Genomic DNA, 14,659 nt, shown 5'->3' with positions numbered 1-14,659 from the left:
GATCGTCACATGAAACAACTGCTGCTTGTTACAGGCCTGCTCCTGCTTTTCACTGCTGAAATACTCCGTGTTTATTACATCATGCCTTTTCCGGGCAGTCAGCAAAGCAATACGATCGATCTTGCTTACTGGCTGCACAATAATATCTATTGGGTCAGGATATTGGGCCTGCTGCTCATCGCTTATCCCGTAGTGCAGGTATTCAAACAAACGGGGGCTTGGAAAAAAGTGCTGCTGGTGGTGGTATTGGCCCTCTACGCCACGGTGTTTTATTTTTTCAATTACCGTTTTCTGGCCGATAAGATGTTCTACCAGCCGGGCACTACGGCATTTGCCCCGGCAGCCAGTAATAAGGTCGCTGCGGACCGCCTGGTGATCGGTGTGGTGGCCGACGGCGTGGCCAAGGCCTATCCCATTCAACTGATCGGCTATCACCACCAGGTGCGTGATACAATCGGTCACTTACCCGTGATGGTGACTTATTGCACCGTGTGCCGCACGGGACGCGTTTTTAGCCCGATAGTGGACGGCCATCCTGAAACCTTCCGGCTTGTGGGGATGGATCATTTCAATGCCATGTTTGAGGATGCCACTACCAAAAGCTGGTGGAGGCAGGTAAGCGGAGAAGCCATAGCAGGACCGCTCAAAGGAAAAAAACTCACAGAGATACCTTCCACTCAAATGACACTGGCTGCCTGGCTGCAGCAGTATCCAGGATCATTGGTCTTTCAACCCGACACTACTTTCAATAAACAATACGATCACCTGGCGTTGTTTGATAAGGGGACCATTGAGAGTGGCCTTGAAAAGCGCGAACCGGCTGCCTGGAAAATGAAGTCGTGGGTGGTGGGTGTTGAACAGGGCGATCAGGCGAAGGCGTATGATTGGACAGATCTTACCCGCAAGCAACTGATAGAAGACAGTTTGCCGGGTATGCCCATCCTGTTAACGCTCGATAGCGATACGGCCAGTTTTCATGTGCTGAAAAGATCGGTAAATGGTACAACGCTCCAGTTTAAAAAGGATAACGGAGTTGATTCGCTGACGGACGTCAATACCCAGTCGCGGTGGACTACCAGCGGCTTAAGCGTAGGAGGTCCGCTAAAGGGCACGCAACTCGAAAGGGTGCAGGCTTACCAGGAGTTCTGGCATTCCTGGCGCACCTTTCATCCGGGCACATTACAGTATCGGGCTGCTAAATAAGGCCACGTCGGATGGCTTCCTTTACGAGGGCAGCCGTATTCTTGGCGCCGAGCTTTTTGGCGATATTGAAACGGTGGTTCTCGGCGGTGCGCAGGCTGATGAACAGCTTGTCGGCGATTTCCTGGCTATTTAATTCCTGGCCAATCAGGGTAAGTATTTCCTTTTCTCTTTTCGTGAGGGGAATGTCGTTGTTGCTGAGCCGTTGTCCCGTAATGGCTTCGTGCACGAGGTTCTTCTGAATCTGCTCGTCGATGAAGCGGCCACCTTCGTAGGCGGTGAGGATCGCTTTGTGAATGGTAGGTATGTCGGTATTCTTCAGCAGATAGCCTGAAGCGCCATTCCGCAAGATCTGCCGTACGTAGTTGGCATCGTCGTGACTGGTGAGCGCGATGATGTTGATGTTGGGATATTGTTTTTTGATACGTCTGCACAGCTCGGTACCGGGAATATCGGGCAACTGAATATCGAGCAGCAAAACATCGGGCTGCTGATGTTCCAGTTCCTGTAGCAGGGAGTTACCGTCTACACAGGCAAAGATCAGCTCTATATCGGGCAGCTGGTTCACCATGGCTTTGAGGCCATTGATAACCAGCAGGTGGTCGTCGGTGATAGCGATGGTTAGTGCCATGATACGCTAGATTTTATAATGGCGATGGGTATCGGGAAAAGTGATTGTTACGGAAGTGCCTTCACCTTCGTTGCTTTCCCAGCAAATAGCGCCGCCAAGGCTGTTGACGTGTTGCTGCAAATTGTCAAGGCCCGAGCCGGGACTCAGTTGTTCTTTCCGGAAGCCGATGCCGTCGTCTTCGATGGTAAGCACCATATCTTCATCGAGGCTTAGTTGAACCAATACGTTCTGTGCCTGTGCATGCCGGATGGCGTTGTGTAACAATTCCTGAGCGATGCGATAGGTGGCGAGTTCAAATCCCTTTTCAAACCGGGCTGGCTCTCCCGAGCTATAGTAATTGATGGTGGCGGCGCAGCAGGGCGCCAGGCTTTGGCAGTAACGTTTAAGCGCTTCCTCCAATCCATAGTTCTGCAATACTTCCGGCATCAGGCTATGGGCTGTTTTGCGCACCTCGTCCGATACCTGGTCGAGCAATTGCAAGGCCTGCCGGAAATCGGCTGATTCTCCACCGGGATATTGGGCCTGCACAGCGCTCAGGTGCATCTTCACGGCAGCCAGTGTACCGCAAACCCCATCGTGCAGGTCGCGTGCGATCCTGCTTCTTTCTTTTTCTTCTGCGTTCATAATGAGCAGTGCTTTCTGCAGATCGTTGCTGCTCCATGGGGAAAACTGTAAGCCGGCATTGGCGCTGGCTTCAAGTGCTTTTAGTAGTATGGGATCGTAAAAGACATGGGGTATGGAGGCAGCTGTTTTATCGTAAATGAGTTCATTGTGTAGTTGTGTTCCCTTCACCGGGCATTGCAGAATACTGGCATAGTGCGCTTCTTCTGCTGTCGATAGCGGCCATACAAAATGAGCTTCGAGTGGGTTGATATTCGATTGCGTACCATCCTGTATGCCCTGGCGGGTGAAGGCCATGGCCAGCTCGATGATCTGCCGGTTGGCAAAAGTGGCTTCTTCCGAATGATAGCCCGGCGTAAGGCGAATGGCGATCTCCTTATCCTTCTCTGCCAGTTCGTACACGAATATGGTGTGAATGAGAGGCAGGTATTTGGTGATGCGATGGGTGCCTTCGATGGTATTGCGGCTGTAGCGGTATAACTGCCCTACGATGCCCAGGGCATCGAGGTTCGAATGGTCGCCGATATGCAATCCGAGATAAGGGTCGTTGGCCAGTTTACAGGCTGCGGCAAAGAAGCGGCTGAATTCGGCCATCGAAATAAAATGGCGGTTCAGTTCCGGCATATCTGTTCGCAAGCCTGCTTCCTGCAGGATCTTTGTAGAAGAAATGCCGAGTTTCTCCGTATAGATCAACACTACCTTCAATCCTTCGGCCGCCACTACCTGGTTGTTCATGCTCATGGTCAATAATCTCGAATTTAAGACAGCAATGTACTGCATCCGGGCTTCCCGGGGTATTGAGATGGATAGCCGGTAAGGGCGATTCACCTGCTGCAACAGGCTTTAAGGCACGATCGTGGTAAACAGGTAGGTAGCGCCGATCACCAGCAAAACGATGCCCTGCAGGATATTGGTCTTTCCTGCGCTGAAAGAGATGGTGATCGTGAACAGGGAAAGTCCCAGCAACAGGGTCGACTTGGCATCGATACCGAGGGTGATGGTATAGCCCGTAAAGTAACTTACGATGGCTACAGCCGGTATGGTGAGCCCAATACTGGCCAATGCGGAGCCGAGCGCCAGGTTGAGGCTTGTTTGCAAACGGTTGCGATGAGCGGCCCTTAAAGCAGCCAGCCCTTCGGGCAACAGGATCACCGAGGCGATGATAACACCCACCAGGCTCTTCGGTGCCCCCATGCGTACCACGATCGACTCTATGACGGGCGATTCCATTTTGGACAGGATAACGACCACGGTAAGCGCCAGCAACAGCGCAATGAGGCTGCTGATCGTGGTGAGGTTGGAGGGAGCTTCGGCCATATCTTCATCGGTTTCTCCATCTTCACCCTTGGGTAAAAAATAACCACGATGCCGTACGGCCTGTACCATGACAAACCCCAGGTATAACACCAACGACACGACGGCCACGAAGATCAGCTGACTGGTGGAATAGACGGGCCCCGGCGTAGTAGTGGTGAAATTGGGCAATACTAATGTAAGCATTGAAATGGTGATCAGGGCGACCAGCGAGGCACTCACGCCCTGTTTCACAAAGATCTGCTCCTTGAACCGGTAACCTCCCAGCAACAGGCAGCCGCCAATGATGCCCGTAAGGATCAGCATGATAGCTGCAAACACGGTATCACGGGCCAGGGTGGCGCCACCTTCTCCTTCCGACAGCATAATGGTAACGATCAATGATACTTCTATGATCGTGATAGCAAGCGCAAGGATCAGGGTACCATACGGCTCACCCACTTTATGGGCAACCACTTCTGCATGGTGTACGGCGCTCAATACAACAGAGATCAATGATATCCCCATCACAATATCGAAAATGCCATGATGTATTTTAGGTACCAGTAAGATGAGGAAGAGCCCGATAAGCGGGCAAACCAATGTCCAAAATGGCAATGCGATCTTCAGCCGGGGATGCAGGTATTTCGGTTGCTCCATAATAGATGTGATTACAATTGGTGATCGATGGCTGGTCAGGGGTAAAGATGGCCGCTAATGCCGGCACAGGTCGGACAGGAAATTATGATCCCTTGAAAGATAGTCAATCTTGTACAATTTAGAAGGTTGAAGTAGTTCTTTTTCGTACAAAAGTGCAGATCGTATGGTTACGGCGATCAGCTTTCCATGCCGATCTCCGTAAGCGTGCCTTCCTCATCTTTCCACAATACAACGAGGTGATCGGTGATGCCTCTTCCGAATGAGTAATCGAAGATCGCATATTCATCCTCACTATCCGGATACAGACCTAATCGAACCAGTTGGAGTTTTTCAACCAGCGGTTCCTTTTGCTCAACTGCTTTAGCGTCCATATTCAAAGCCCTGGCCAGGTCTTTGACCTCAATGTTCTCCAGGTGGAAGTCGATGTATTCTCTTACGGTATCGGCGTCTTCATCGTCGTAATCCTCCCGGATCTCTTTGCGGCAGTCTTTGTCAAATTGGTCGAGTTTGCTGAGGAACTGTTTTACCTTCTCTAATTGGGTAGGTTCGATCGTGTTGCTTTCGAAGTTGAGGTCTAGTTCAATGGCCGTGCCGTTAAATTCGATCACAGTGTCATAATACTCTTCCAGGTTGTCGGTATTTATCTTACCAAAAAAGGGAAGCTCAAAAAAGGTCATGGGTATAGGTAGAATTTATGGGTTACAATTTTAGCAGTCCAACTTTGTGGAGTGTGTTTACCGGCTTGTTGTCCCAAAACAATTCGAAGTCTTCGAAACCGGCTTCACGATAGCTGTCCATCACTTCCTGTAAGGTATAGGTCTTGGCGTTGTTGACAGATAATTGGTCGAGCATACCGGCCAGCCAGTCGCCCTGTTCGCGCCCTACACTGATGCTGTATTTCTCCCGGCGGTCCTGGAAGGTGAGGGAGGTCATCTCCCAACTATTCCCTTTCTTCGACTTGGTGAAATGCTCCACAGCGGGTTGTTTGCCCAGCCACACGATCTTGGTGGTAGGGCGGGTGGTTGCGTACAGGTCCTGTGTGAGTGTTTGGGTAATATAGTCGGGAGCTACTTTGGTTTTAGGGACTTTAAACTCAAACCACTTTTGCAGGGGATCGTTGAGACCGATGCCGTGCATATAGTTGAACAATGATTTCTTGAGGCCAAAACTAAAGGTTTCATGGTCGGCGCCGGATTCGTCGACATGTACCAGGTCATTGTTGGCAAAGCTGCCCAGGCCATCGCTTTCACGGCGTACATTGAATTTGGCGGGTTCCAATCCAACTGGACTGTGTGCCGTCATCGTAAACAGGTGCCAGAAGGCCGATTGAAGGATGCCGGCGCCAAACATCTGGCGGATCATTTCCAGGGAATCGATGGTTTCCTGGGCCGTTTGTGTGGGGAAGCCGTACATGAGGTAAGCATGCACCATGATGCCTGCTTCGGTAAAATTGCGGTTCACCTGGGCCACCTGGGCTACGGTAATGCCTTTTTGTATGAGCTCGAGTAAGCGGTCGCTGGCCACTTCCAGTCCGCCGGAAACGGCAATGCAGCCAGAGCGTTTAAGCAACAGGCATAGGTCGCGCGTGAAGCTTTTTTCAAAGCGGATATTCGTCCACCAGCTAACGACGAGTTTGCGTTTGATGATCTCCAGCGCGAGGGCGCGCATGAGCGCCGGCGGGGCTGCTTCATCCACAAAATGAAATCCGTTCTCTCCGGTTTGTTTGATCATCTCCTCCATGCGGTCGCAGAGCAGGGAAGCGGCGATGGGTTCATAGAGCCGGATATAATCGAGCGAAATATCGCAGAAGGTACATTTGCCCCAATAGCAGCCGTGTGCCATGGTGAGCTTGTTCCAGCGGCCGTCGCTCCACATGCGGTGCATGGGATTTACGACTTCGATAGCGCTGATGTATTTGTTGAGCTGGAAATCGCTGTAGTCGGGTGTGCCTACCTGACCTTGCTTATAATCGCTGCAGGCCTTATTGTTGAAATAAGTGACCTGGCCGTCTACGAGCGTAAAGGTTCTCTTTAGTTCCTCCAGTGACCTGGTGCCTTCAATGTGGTGTACGAGGTTTTCGATGGGGGCTTCGCCATCATCGAGGGTGATGAAGTCGTAGAATTCGAAAACGCGTGGGTCGGAGAGGGAGCGGAGTTCGGTGTTGGCGAAGCCGCCGCCCATCACCACTTTCACACCGGGACAATTTTGTTTGATCCATTGTCCGCAGCGCAAGGATGTATAGAGGTTGCCCGGGAAGGGCACTGAAATAGCGACAAGCTTGGGCTGAACCGCCTTCATATGTTGTTGCAGGAGGGCGATCAGCAACTGATCGATATAGGTATATTCTTTTTGCAGGGCGTTGTAGAGTTCATCGAAGCTATTGGCAGAGCGACCGAGGCGTTCTGCGTAGCGGCTGAAGCCGAAGTGCTCGTCCACACATTCGCGGATAAGGTCGCTCAGGTCTTCGAGGTACATGGTGGCGAAATGCTTGGCTTTGTCTTGCGTGCCCATGGAGCCGAAAGCCCAGTCGAGGTCTTCGAGTTGTGCGAAGCGACCGGCTTCGGGGAGGAAATCGCGTTTGCAGATGCGGTGGGCGAGGGTGGGGTTATGCCCTTGCAGGAAGAGGATGACGTCGTCGATGGTGGCGATATAATCATCTTGCAGGGCAATGATGCGGGTAATGTTCTCGGATTGGGCAGTGAGGGTGTTTTGACCGATGCGGGCAAAAAGCTCCTGCAGGCCCTTGCGGTTGAAGAGGGCCACAGTCGTTTCGATACCCAGGTCGGCCTGGAAAGAGGTGATATTCCGGGTGTTGAGGAATCCCTTCAGGTAGGCGGTGGCCGGGTACGGCGTATTTAGTTGCGTAAATGGAGGCGTCAGCAAAAACACAGTTGCGCTCAAATCATCGAATTTGTGGCAAAATTACGTCAAAAGTAGGAAGATGAAAGGCGGCGGAACCGGTTGGTTTTCAGGAATATTCCAACCTGATTAGCGGTAGGGAGACTGTCGGTTGCTCGTCGTGCTGGCGTCACATTCAAACAAAGGCGTAGCTCCAGTTATCCGGGTCCATTGCTGGCTCCGGTAAAGATTCCAGATAGCATTTTCTAATGCCTCCAATCCATATGGTCCGGTTACGCCACAGTCAGTAATCTTTTTCAGTTGCCCGTTGTTATAGATGACCTTAAAACTGGTTTCACCATGGCAGGTGCCTGCAGCACGATAGGCGTCTTTCATTTTCGGTAAATGAATGTTGCTGATCAGTCCGGTGATCCGGTTTTTTGTCTCCGGCGTAAGTCGGGTAACAAAAGCTCCGGTACTGTCTTCAGGGGTATTATTATGAATAACGGAACCTTGCGTTATCAACAGGGCGGAGTCCCCGCAAATGGTCATACTAAAAGTAGCTCCTCCCAAGGTAAACCCGCAAGCGTAATTCAATTGCTGCAGGGTATAGTTTTCGGGTACAGCTCTTTCAATAAAAGCACCGAATTTGTATTCCAGCGTATCGAATCGTTCAATCGTCTGCACTTCACCCGCACTATCATAGTCAGTATACACCTTCAGCGTTTCCAGGAATGGAACTCCACCGGCGTTTAGCACACGGGCTCCAAAATGATAAGTCCTGTCGGTGGCGAAGTCGATGGTCTCAAACCGACCGTTGCCCATATCCATCACCACCATAGACACCACTTGTTCAGGGCGAATAAATCCATTGAATAAAAGGTCGGTATAGCCGTTACCGTCAAAGTCGGCTTTTGCATAAGCCGGAAAGACAAATTGTTGTACCCTTTTGGAAAGGCGGGGCAGGATTTCGTTTGGCCTGGACGCGGTAAAACTAAAAAGCCTACTATAGCCGGATATCCCTTCCGCAAAAGCCAGCACCTCGGCATCGGACTGCAGCCGGTCGATCTGTTGCGCTTGCAGGTGTATAGTGAGGAAAATACAGAGCTTCAATATCGGGATTAAACGCATGAAAGGCTTTGTGCGACAAACGGATGGTCACTCGATTTAGTATTCGATTATTCGTTAAAGTTGGGTGAATGTCATTGTTCAGGGGGGGTAGGTTAATGGGGTTGGATAATTCGACGTGGGTCCGGATGCTGATCTTCTTTCTCTTGTTGGAAAACAGTCAGCACAGCGTCGAATCGCTTTCTTTTGCTGTTGCCTGTCATGATCCTTATCACGCCTGAAAATAACAACAGGATTGCTCCTAATACCAGAAAATGGATGTTTAAAGCCACCAGAACGGCAATGAGACCAACTATGACCAGGCCAATACCTGTCTGGATTTCCAGGGTCGCATCTTTGCGTAATTCAAGCGCCCAGTCTTCGAGTTGATTTACCATTTCCCCGGCCTGTTGTTCCGGGATGCCCATTTCTATCAGGCCGGCATATATGTCGAAGTTGCTCACTCCTTCCACCTTTTGCTTGAAGGCATAGGCTACTGAATCGGATAGATTATTGAGCTTGTGTTGTTCAGAAAACTTTTTCCTTTTTAAGCTATCCTGTAAAATGATCTCGTGCTCCATGTAATGGACGATATCTGCGCCGATATTTCGTTTGCGCAGTTCTTCGCGTAATACCAGAAATGCGTCTGCTGTGATCTTGTACCCTTCATGGCGGGCAAAGTCAATTAATGCACTGTCGGACATGGCCGAATAAGTTTCACGTATCCGCTGTGGGTCGATGGAGGAAGACATAAACTGCTTTAACTGGCAAGGTACAGTTTCTGGGAGAATATCCCGGGTTGGGCCGTTTCCCTATTGCCAATCAACAGGTTCGGGAAAATGTGAGGCTTCGCCTTCTCCCGGGAGCTGGCCCTCTGTTAATCTGGTGACTGGCAATTTGTTGTATAACCGGACGGTTTCGGGTATAGATTAGCTTTAACCAGCGTTGGATTTACTACCGTTAATCCATATCTTACCCCTGCTTTTAGCTATACCATTAAACCAACACCTTGCTATGCTCACCAGTGCTACTGCTTTACAAGCCGCACCTGTTGGCCAATCCGAACGTATTGGCCTGCTGGATGCCCTCCGCGGCTTTGCCATTCTCGGTATTTTACTCATGAATATTCCGGGTTTCGGTCTGCCCTCGGGGGTGGGCTTCGATCCTTCTCTCTGGAACGAATTTGGTTCTGCTAACTTTAGCTTGTGGTATTACGTTAACCTTATTCCGGAAGGAACCCAGCGGGCTATTTTCTCCATGCTGTTTGGGGCTGGTATCATCCTCTTTTCCACCCGGGCCGAAAAAAAATTGGATGGCTCCCTGCCAGCCGATTATTTCCTGCGCCGGCAACTTTGGCTCATGGTCTTTGGATTGATCGATGTGTGGATATTCCTTTGGTTCGGCGATATCCTTTTTGACTATGCCTGCCTGGGCATCGTGATGTTCGCCTTTCGCCGCCTACCGGGCAAACACCTGCTGATCGGCGCAGCCATTTGTTTGTTGCTGATGATGGGCCGCGAAACCCGTGACCTCTACAAAGACAAAGCCATGATCGCCACAGGCGAAGCCATTGCAGCGATCGATACGACGAAGACAAAGCTTACCGAACAACAAAAGGAACAATTGTCGGCGATGACCGATTTCCGTGACCGCAGCTCAAAAGCGAAGAAATTGAAGCGCACCGAAAAAAGTATCCGTAAAACGACTGGTTCTTATGGTGATGCCTATGAATACCGCGGCGATCTCTACATGGGCTTCATGGTGCGCTTCGTGTACCTCGGTGCCTGGGATGTACTCGCTTTCATGTTCCTGGGTATGGCACTATTTAAAATGAACATCCTCACCGGACAAGGACCCATGAAACAATATTGGATTATGACCATTGCCGGGTTGACCATCGGGCTTGGGTTATCCTGGCTGCGCGTGCAAAACTTCATTAAATATGACTTCAACGCGTTTAATATCGCTAAAAACGAGACTTTTGACCTATACACCCTTTCGCGGACAGCGCGATCTGTCGGTTTGCTGGGACTGCTGATGCTGATGTACCGTTCTGGCTGGTTCAGTCGTTTGTTCAACCTGATGAAGCCGGTAGGGCAAATGGCTTTTACCAACTATCTCACTCAGTCCATTTTGTGCGGACTGATCTTCTATGGCGTAGGTTTTGGGTTGTATGGTAAGCTGCAGCGGATTGAAGTGTATTATGTGGTGCTGGGCATCTGGGTGCTGCAGATTGTCTGGAGCCATTTATGGTTGCGGTATTTTAACTTCGGCCCATTTGAGTGGCTCTGGCGTAGTCTTACCTATTGGAAGTGGCAACCCTTGCGTAAACAAGAAAAGGGCAGCCTTGCTGCCGCCAGCGTCTCTGCCTAGTGGAAATGCGGTTGCACCGGTTCCCCATAGCTGATGCCGGTTCAGCAAGGCTGATGTTCAATGGAACGCGTAGCGTTTTCGGAAGGCTAATGGCGGCCATGCAATAGTTGGACTGACTATAGCCTGAAAACTGTTGCCTAGCGCAACCAAAGGATTTTGCCCGCCTTACATGGTTTGTAGGTACCGGTTGCGGCATCGAAATAATACGTGCAGGTGCCGAAATGATCCCACTCGCAAACATAGTCGTACCCTTCTATGCCCGCAGGGTAAAAGTTATTGCCGCTTTTGAAGTACTGCGGCAGGCTGCTGCAGGGGGCTTTTGAATTGGTGGCCATGGCGGCGCCTACCGCCAGCATAATGGCAAGTGACATCGTGACAATGCGGATCTTTCTCATGTGATACAGGTTTTAGGAAATGAAGATACCATACAACAATGATGCGTGCGGGAATGGCGACGCTTATGATGTATGAGGGTTCCTTATCATGCATTTTCAGGTAGAAATCCTCTGCAGAAGCCATGCTGGCCACAATATTGCTGGTGTAATTCTATTACTCACAGCAATAATGGAATATGCAATCTGTCACAGTGATTTTCAGTGGACTCAATCTGTCCTATAAAGTATTGGAGCGGGCAATTGCGCAGGCAAAGGCGCAGGACATGGAACTGCGTGTGCTTTTCCTTTCGGACAAGCCAGTGGAAGAAGATTACCTGTTTCCCAGCGATATCGATGCTGCCGAAGCATTAACAGGTACAGCTGAGGCTGAAGCCGATGATCGAGCGTTACTGCACAGTAAGATCCGATTGATTAATGACAGTGCAAAAGCTGCCGGTATCGGAACATCGATACAGGTAAGTGAGAATGCTTCGGTTGATTCCATCCTGAAGATGGTGGGTAATGCTGCAGTGATCTTTGTTGACGGCGGAACAGTTTCAAGGGAAGGGGCAGCAGGCCTGCTATTTGATCCGGAGGAATTATCCAGTAAAGCAACCTGCCCGGTGGAGGTTATTGAAGCGTTGTAAGATTACTCTGCAACTGCTTTGGTGGCCACCGGTTTCTTGGACTTGTTGGTCTTTGTTTTTCCTTTTACCTTCTTTTCCTTCTTGACGGGTTTGGTTTTGATACCGGCAGTCAGCAGGCGGGCTGCTTTTTTTATGCGGCGCTCAAACTTCTTTTCACCCAATGTTTCCTTGAGATTGTTCAGTACGCTGGTTAGTTGTTCACTAACCTCCTTACGGGTGTCTTTTTTAGAATGGGCGTTCTTATTGTCAGTAGTCTTACTGTGCGACATGCTCTTTTGTTTATTACAATTTACGAAATGTTAACCTTGGGATAATATAAGAATAACATAAAGATAATGTCCGGGTTTAAACTCCAATGTTAAGTTTTTGGGCAGGAAGGCCACAACGATGATTTAGACATTAAATGGCCGGAAATAGAATAGGAGGCTGGAATTGATAACTATATAGATATTTTGAAAATATCTTTCAATGCTTTACGCGCCGCATGGTGACCGCACATGCCGTGCACGCCGCCGCCGGGCGGGGTAGAAGAGGAGCAGATATAAATGCCTCGTGCAGAAGTGTTGTAGGGAGAAAGCCTGAATACAGGTCGCGTATACAACTGCCCCAGGTCTAGTACGCCACCATTGATGTCGCCGCCAATATAATTAGGGTTGTATTGCTGCAATTGAACCGTATTAAATGTGTGTCGCGCCAGGATGGTTTGGCGGAAACCCGGGGCATACCGTTCCACTTGTTCTTCGATGATTGCCGTCATATCTACACTAGAGCCGTTGGGTACGTGGCAATAGGCCCACGCAGTATGTTTGCCTGCCGGCGCCCGCGTGTCATCGAAAAGACTTTGCTGGGCCAGCAACACGTACGGACGCTGCGGATGATTGCCTTGCGATGTTTGTCGCTCGCCGGTGGCGATCTCTTTGAAGGTGCTGCCAAGATGAACCGTGCCTGCCTGCCGGCATTCAGGAGCGGTAAATGGTATCGGAGTATCGAGCGCCCAATCTACCTTGAATACGCCCATGCCATACCGGTAGCGGCTCATTTGCCAATGGTACAAGCTGGAAAACCGGTCGCCGGCAATGGATAGCAATTGTCTGGGGGTTACATCAAACAACACTGCATGAGCCGATGGTAGTTGCTGCAGGTTCGTTACTGGTAAACCGGTTTGTATTTTACCCCCCATCGCTTCGAAGTGGGCTGCCATCGCCTTGCTGATGCTGATGGTTCCGCCTTTGGGTATCGGCCAGCCGTATAAATGTCCCGAAGCGATCAGCGCCAACCCGACGGCGGAGGTCGTCAGGTTCGAGAGTGGTTGAATGGAGTGGGCCGTCATACCTGCCCATAGGCCTTTTGCTTTTTCAGTTTTGAAACGCCGGGCGATGGCGGCTGCCGATGGCAAAGCCTTCAGGCCAAACTTCGCCATGGCCAGTGGATGCCGTGGAAAACGAAGCGGGCCCAATAGTTCAGGGGCCAGTGTGGTCCAGTCGCGCACCACCGGTTGAATCAACCTTCTATAGGCATCTGCATCATCGCCCAAGAGGCCGGCTGTTTCGTCAATCGATCGTTTTAATACCGCTGCACTGCCATTATCGAAGGGATGGGCCGCCTCAATTGTTGGGTATAGGTACTTCAGTCCATATTTTTCGAGGGGAAGTGTAGACAGAAAGGGCGAGGTAGCTGCCATGGGTACAACAGCTGCGCAAACGTCATGGAGAAAGCCTGGGAGGGTAAGTTCCGCTGTGCGTGTGCCGCCGCCGATACTGTCTTTGCCTTCGATCAGCAGTACCGAAAGGCCCGCCTGCTGCAGGGTGATAGCAGCAGCAAGCCCATTAGGGCCAGATCCTACTACGACGGCATCATAATCGCGCTTTTCCATAATTCATTTTGTCAGGGAGCGGATTGTAAAAGCATTACAATATAACGGATCAGGGCATAAATACCCAGCACTAACATCAGGTAACCGGGAAATTTACGGATGCCCTGGTGTTCCCGGAACAATTTCATTACCCTACCTGCCAGATAGGCCACCAGCACCAGCAGGGTGAACACCCCCGACGATACGCCCAATAGAAAACTATGCAATTGCAGCGGAGTCGACAGGTCAACCCAACGCTGACTCTTCAGGTAGGCCACCATCCCGATCCAATAGGGCATGGCCAATGGATTCAATAAACCCAGTACAAGCCCCCTCCGAAATCCACTGTTCTCAAACCGCAGCGACAGGTTCGTGGGTTTGCTGGCCGACCGGATCGTGAGGATGCCCAGCGTCAGCATCACCACTGCCGCCAGCAGGTGGAAGTTCTGTACGATGACCGGTGAGGAAGTAATGATCTTCTCAAACGTAACGGCCAGCCAGGCATACATGTATTCCATCAGCGCCGCAGCAAATGCAAAACGCCACGCCAGATAAGCCTTGTTGTTGAGCCCTAATTGAACGGAACTGAGATTAACGGTACCCGGGGTTAATGATCCTGTGAAACTCAGGGTGAATGACAACAGGAAGTTGATGAAAGCAGTCATATGTCTATCAGTGCCCCGCTTCGATTGGTTTTCCTGCCTCTTTCCAGGCCGTAATGCCTCCGTCGAGGTTTACGACATTGGTAAAACCATTCTTCACCAGCCAGCTGGCAGCTTTGTCGCCGCGCACACCTGCCAGGCAGTAAACATACACTGGCTTTGTTTTATCGAGTTTGGCAGCCTGGGCCTGGAACTGTTTATCATCCTGCCAGTTCGCCAATACGGCGCCTTTCAGATGGCCTTCTTTGTATTCCTCGGGGCGTCGCACATCGACGAGTTGTACGCCTTTAACCTGTAGTCCTTTTTCGAACTCAGCAGGAGATACATTGCTTTTGTTCTGGGCGGATGCTGCACCCGACACGAACAAAAGAAGGAAGGCTTTGATTAAATGCTTCATGAAT

At 50.6% G+C, this 14,659-nt stretch carries 15 protein-coding genes; 3 read left to right on the top strand and 12 right to left on the bottom strand.

Features of this window, described 5'->3' with window-relative positions; all coding sequences use genetic code 11:
• The first annotated feature begins 9 nt into the window (after positions 1-9).
• Positions 10-1,203 carry a DUF3179 domain-containing (seleno)protein gene (locus P2H89_RS11785; RefSeq protein ID WP_275826946.1) on the top strand — a complete coding sequence of 398 codons (1,194 nt, stop codon included), beginning with the start codon at positions 10-12 and terminating at the stop codon, positions 1,201-1,203.
• Here P2H89_RS11785 and P2H89_RS11780 read toward each other — a convergent pair.
• The 7 genes from P2H89_RS11780 to P2H89_RS11750 form a co-directional block, all read right to left on the bottom strand.
• Positions 1,196-1,831 carry a response regulator transcription factor gene (locus P2H89_RS11780; RefSeq protein WP_275826945.1) on the bottom strand — a complete coding sequence of 212 codons (636 nt, stop codon included), beginning with the start codon at positions 1,829-1,831 and terminating at the stop codon, positions 1,196-1,198. The genes P2H89_RS11785 and P2H89_RS11780 overlap by 8 nt on opposite strands.
• Before the next feature lie 6 nt (positions 1,832-1,837).
• Complete coding sequence (locus tag P2H89_RS11775; RefSeq protein ID WP_275826944.1) at positions 1,838-3,193, bottom strand: AraC family transcriptional regulator ligand-binding domain-containing protein; 1,356 nt, start codon at positions 3,191-3,193, stop codon at positions 1,838-1,840.
• 102 nt (positions 3,194-3,295) lie between these two features.
• A complete protein-coding gene (locus P2H89_RS11770; RefSeq protein WP_275826943.1) occupies positions 3,296-4,405 on the bottom strand; it encodes an ionic transporter y4hA in 1,110 nt (369 codons plus the stop codon).
• 176 nt (positions 4,406-4,581) lie between these two features.
• Entirely contained in the window at positions 4,582-5,082 is a 501-nt protein-coding gene (locus P2H89_RS11765) for a DUF2004 domain-containing protein (RefSeq protein WP_275826942.1), read from the bottom strand.
• A 22-nt stretch (positions 5,083-5,104) separates the two neighbouring features.
• Complete coding sequence (locus tag P2H89_RS11760; protein WP_275826941.1) at positions 5,105-7,306, bottom strand: B12-binding domain-containing radical SAM protein; 2,202 nt, start codon at positions 7,304-7,306, stop codon at positions 5,105-5,107.
• 87 nt (positions 7,307-7,393) lie between these two features.
• Entirely contained in the window at positions 7,394-8,374 is a 981-nt protein-coding gene (locus P2H89_RS11755) for a hypothetical protein (RefSeq protein ID WP_275826940.1), read from the bottom strand.
• A gap of 92 nt (positions 8,375-8,466) precedes the next feature.
• Positions 8,467-9,102, bottom strand: a complete 636-nt coding sequence (locus P2H89_RS11750) for a hypothetical protein (RefSeq protein WP_275826939.1) — start codon at positions 9,100-9,102, stop codon at positions 8,467-8,469.
• A gap of 262 nt (positions 9,103-9,364) precedes the next feature.
• On the opposite strand from P2H89_RS11750, the gene P2H89_RS11745 reads away from it, so the two are divergent.
• Entirely contained in the window at positions 9,365-10,723 is a 1,359-nt protein-coding gene (locus P2H89_RS11745) for a DUF418 domain-containing protein (RefSeq protein WP_275826938.1), read from the top strand.
• A gap of 137 nt (positions 10,724-10,860) precedes the next feature.
• Here the strand turns inward: P2H89_RS11745 and P2H89_RS11740 are convergent, their stop codons facing one another.
• Positions 10,861-11,118 carry a hypothetical protein gene (locus tag P2H89_RS11740; RefSeq protein ID WP_275826937.1) on the bottom strand — a complete coding sequence of 86 codons (258 nt, stop codon included), beginning with the start codon at positions 11,116-11,118 and terminating at the stop codon, positions 10,861-10,863.
• Between the two features lie 176 nt (positions 11,119-11,294).
• On the opposite strand from P2H89_RS11740, the gene P2H89_RS11735 reads away from it, so the two are divergent.
• The gene (locus tag P2H89_RS11735; protein WP_275826936.1) at positions 11,295-11,744 is read left to right on the top strand and encodes a hypothetical protein; all 450 of its coding nucleotides are present in this window, start codon (positions 11,295-11,297) and stop codon (positions 11,742-11,744) included.
• Positions 11,745-11,746: 2 nt separating this feature from the next.
• On the opposite strand, the gene P2H89_RS11730 is transcribed toward P2H89_RS11735, so the two are convergent.
• From P2H89_RS11730 to P2H89_RS11715, 4 genes are all read right to left on the bottom strand, one after another.
• Positions 11,747-12,013 (bottom strand): hypothetical protein, encoded by a 267-nt coding sequence (locus P2H89_RS11730; protein ID WP_275826935.1) that lies wholly within the window; start codon positions 12,011-12,013, stop codon positions 11,747-11,749.
• A 170-nt stretch (positions 12,014-12,183) separates the two neighbouring features.
• Complete coding sequence (locus P2H89_RS11725) at positions 12,184-13,617, bottom strand: NAD(P)/FAD-dependent oxidoreductase (RefSeq protein ID WP_275826934.1); 1,434 nt, start codon at positions 13,615-13,617, stop codon at positions 12,184-12,186.
• Between the two features lie 11 nt (positions 13,618-13,628).
• Entirely contained in the window at positions 13,629-14,261 is a 633-nt protein-coding gene (locus P2H89_RS11720; protein WP_275826933.1) for a LysE family transporter, read from the bottom strand.
• A 7-nt stretch (positions 14,262-14,268) separates the two neighbouring features.
• Positions 14,269-14,655 (bottom strand): rhodanese-like domain-containing protein, encoded by a 387-nt coding sequence (locus P2H89_RS11715; RefSeq protein WP_275826932.1) that lies wholly within the window; start codon positions 14,653-14,655, stop codon positions 14,269-14,271.
• Between the last annotated feature and the right edge of the window lie 4 nt (positions 14,656-14,659).

This window comes from Paraflavitalea sp. CAU 1676 (genome assembly GCF_029223285.1).
Taxonomy (GTDB): Bacteria; Bacteroidota; Bacteroidia; order Chitinophagales; family Chitinophagaceae; genus Paraflavitalea.
This window is presented reverse-complemented; position numbering and strand designations above follow the sequence as displayed.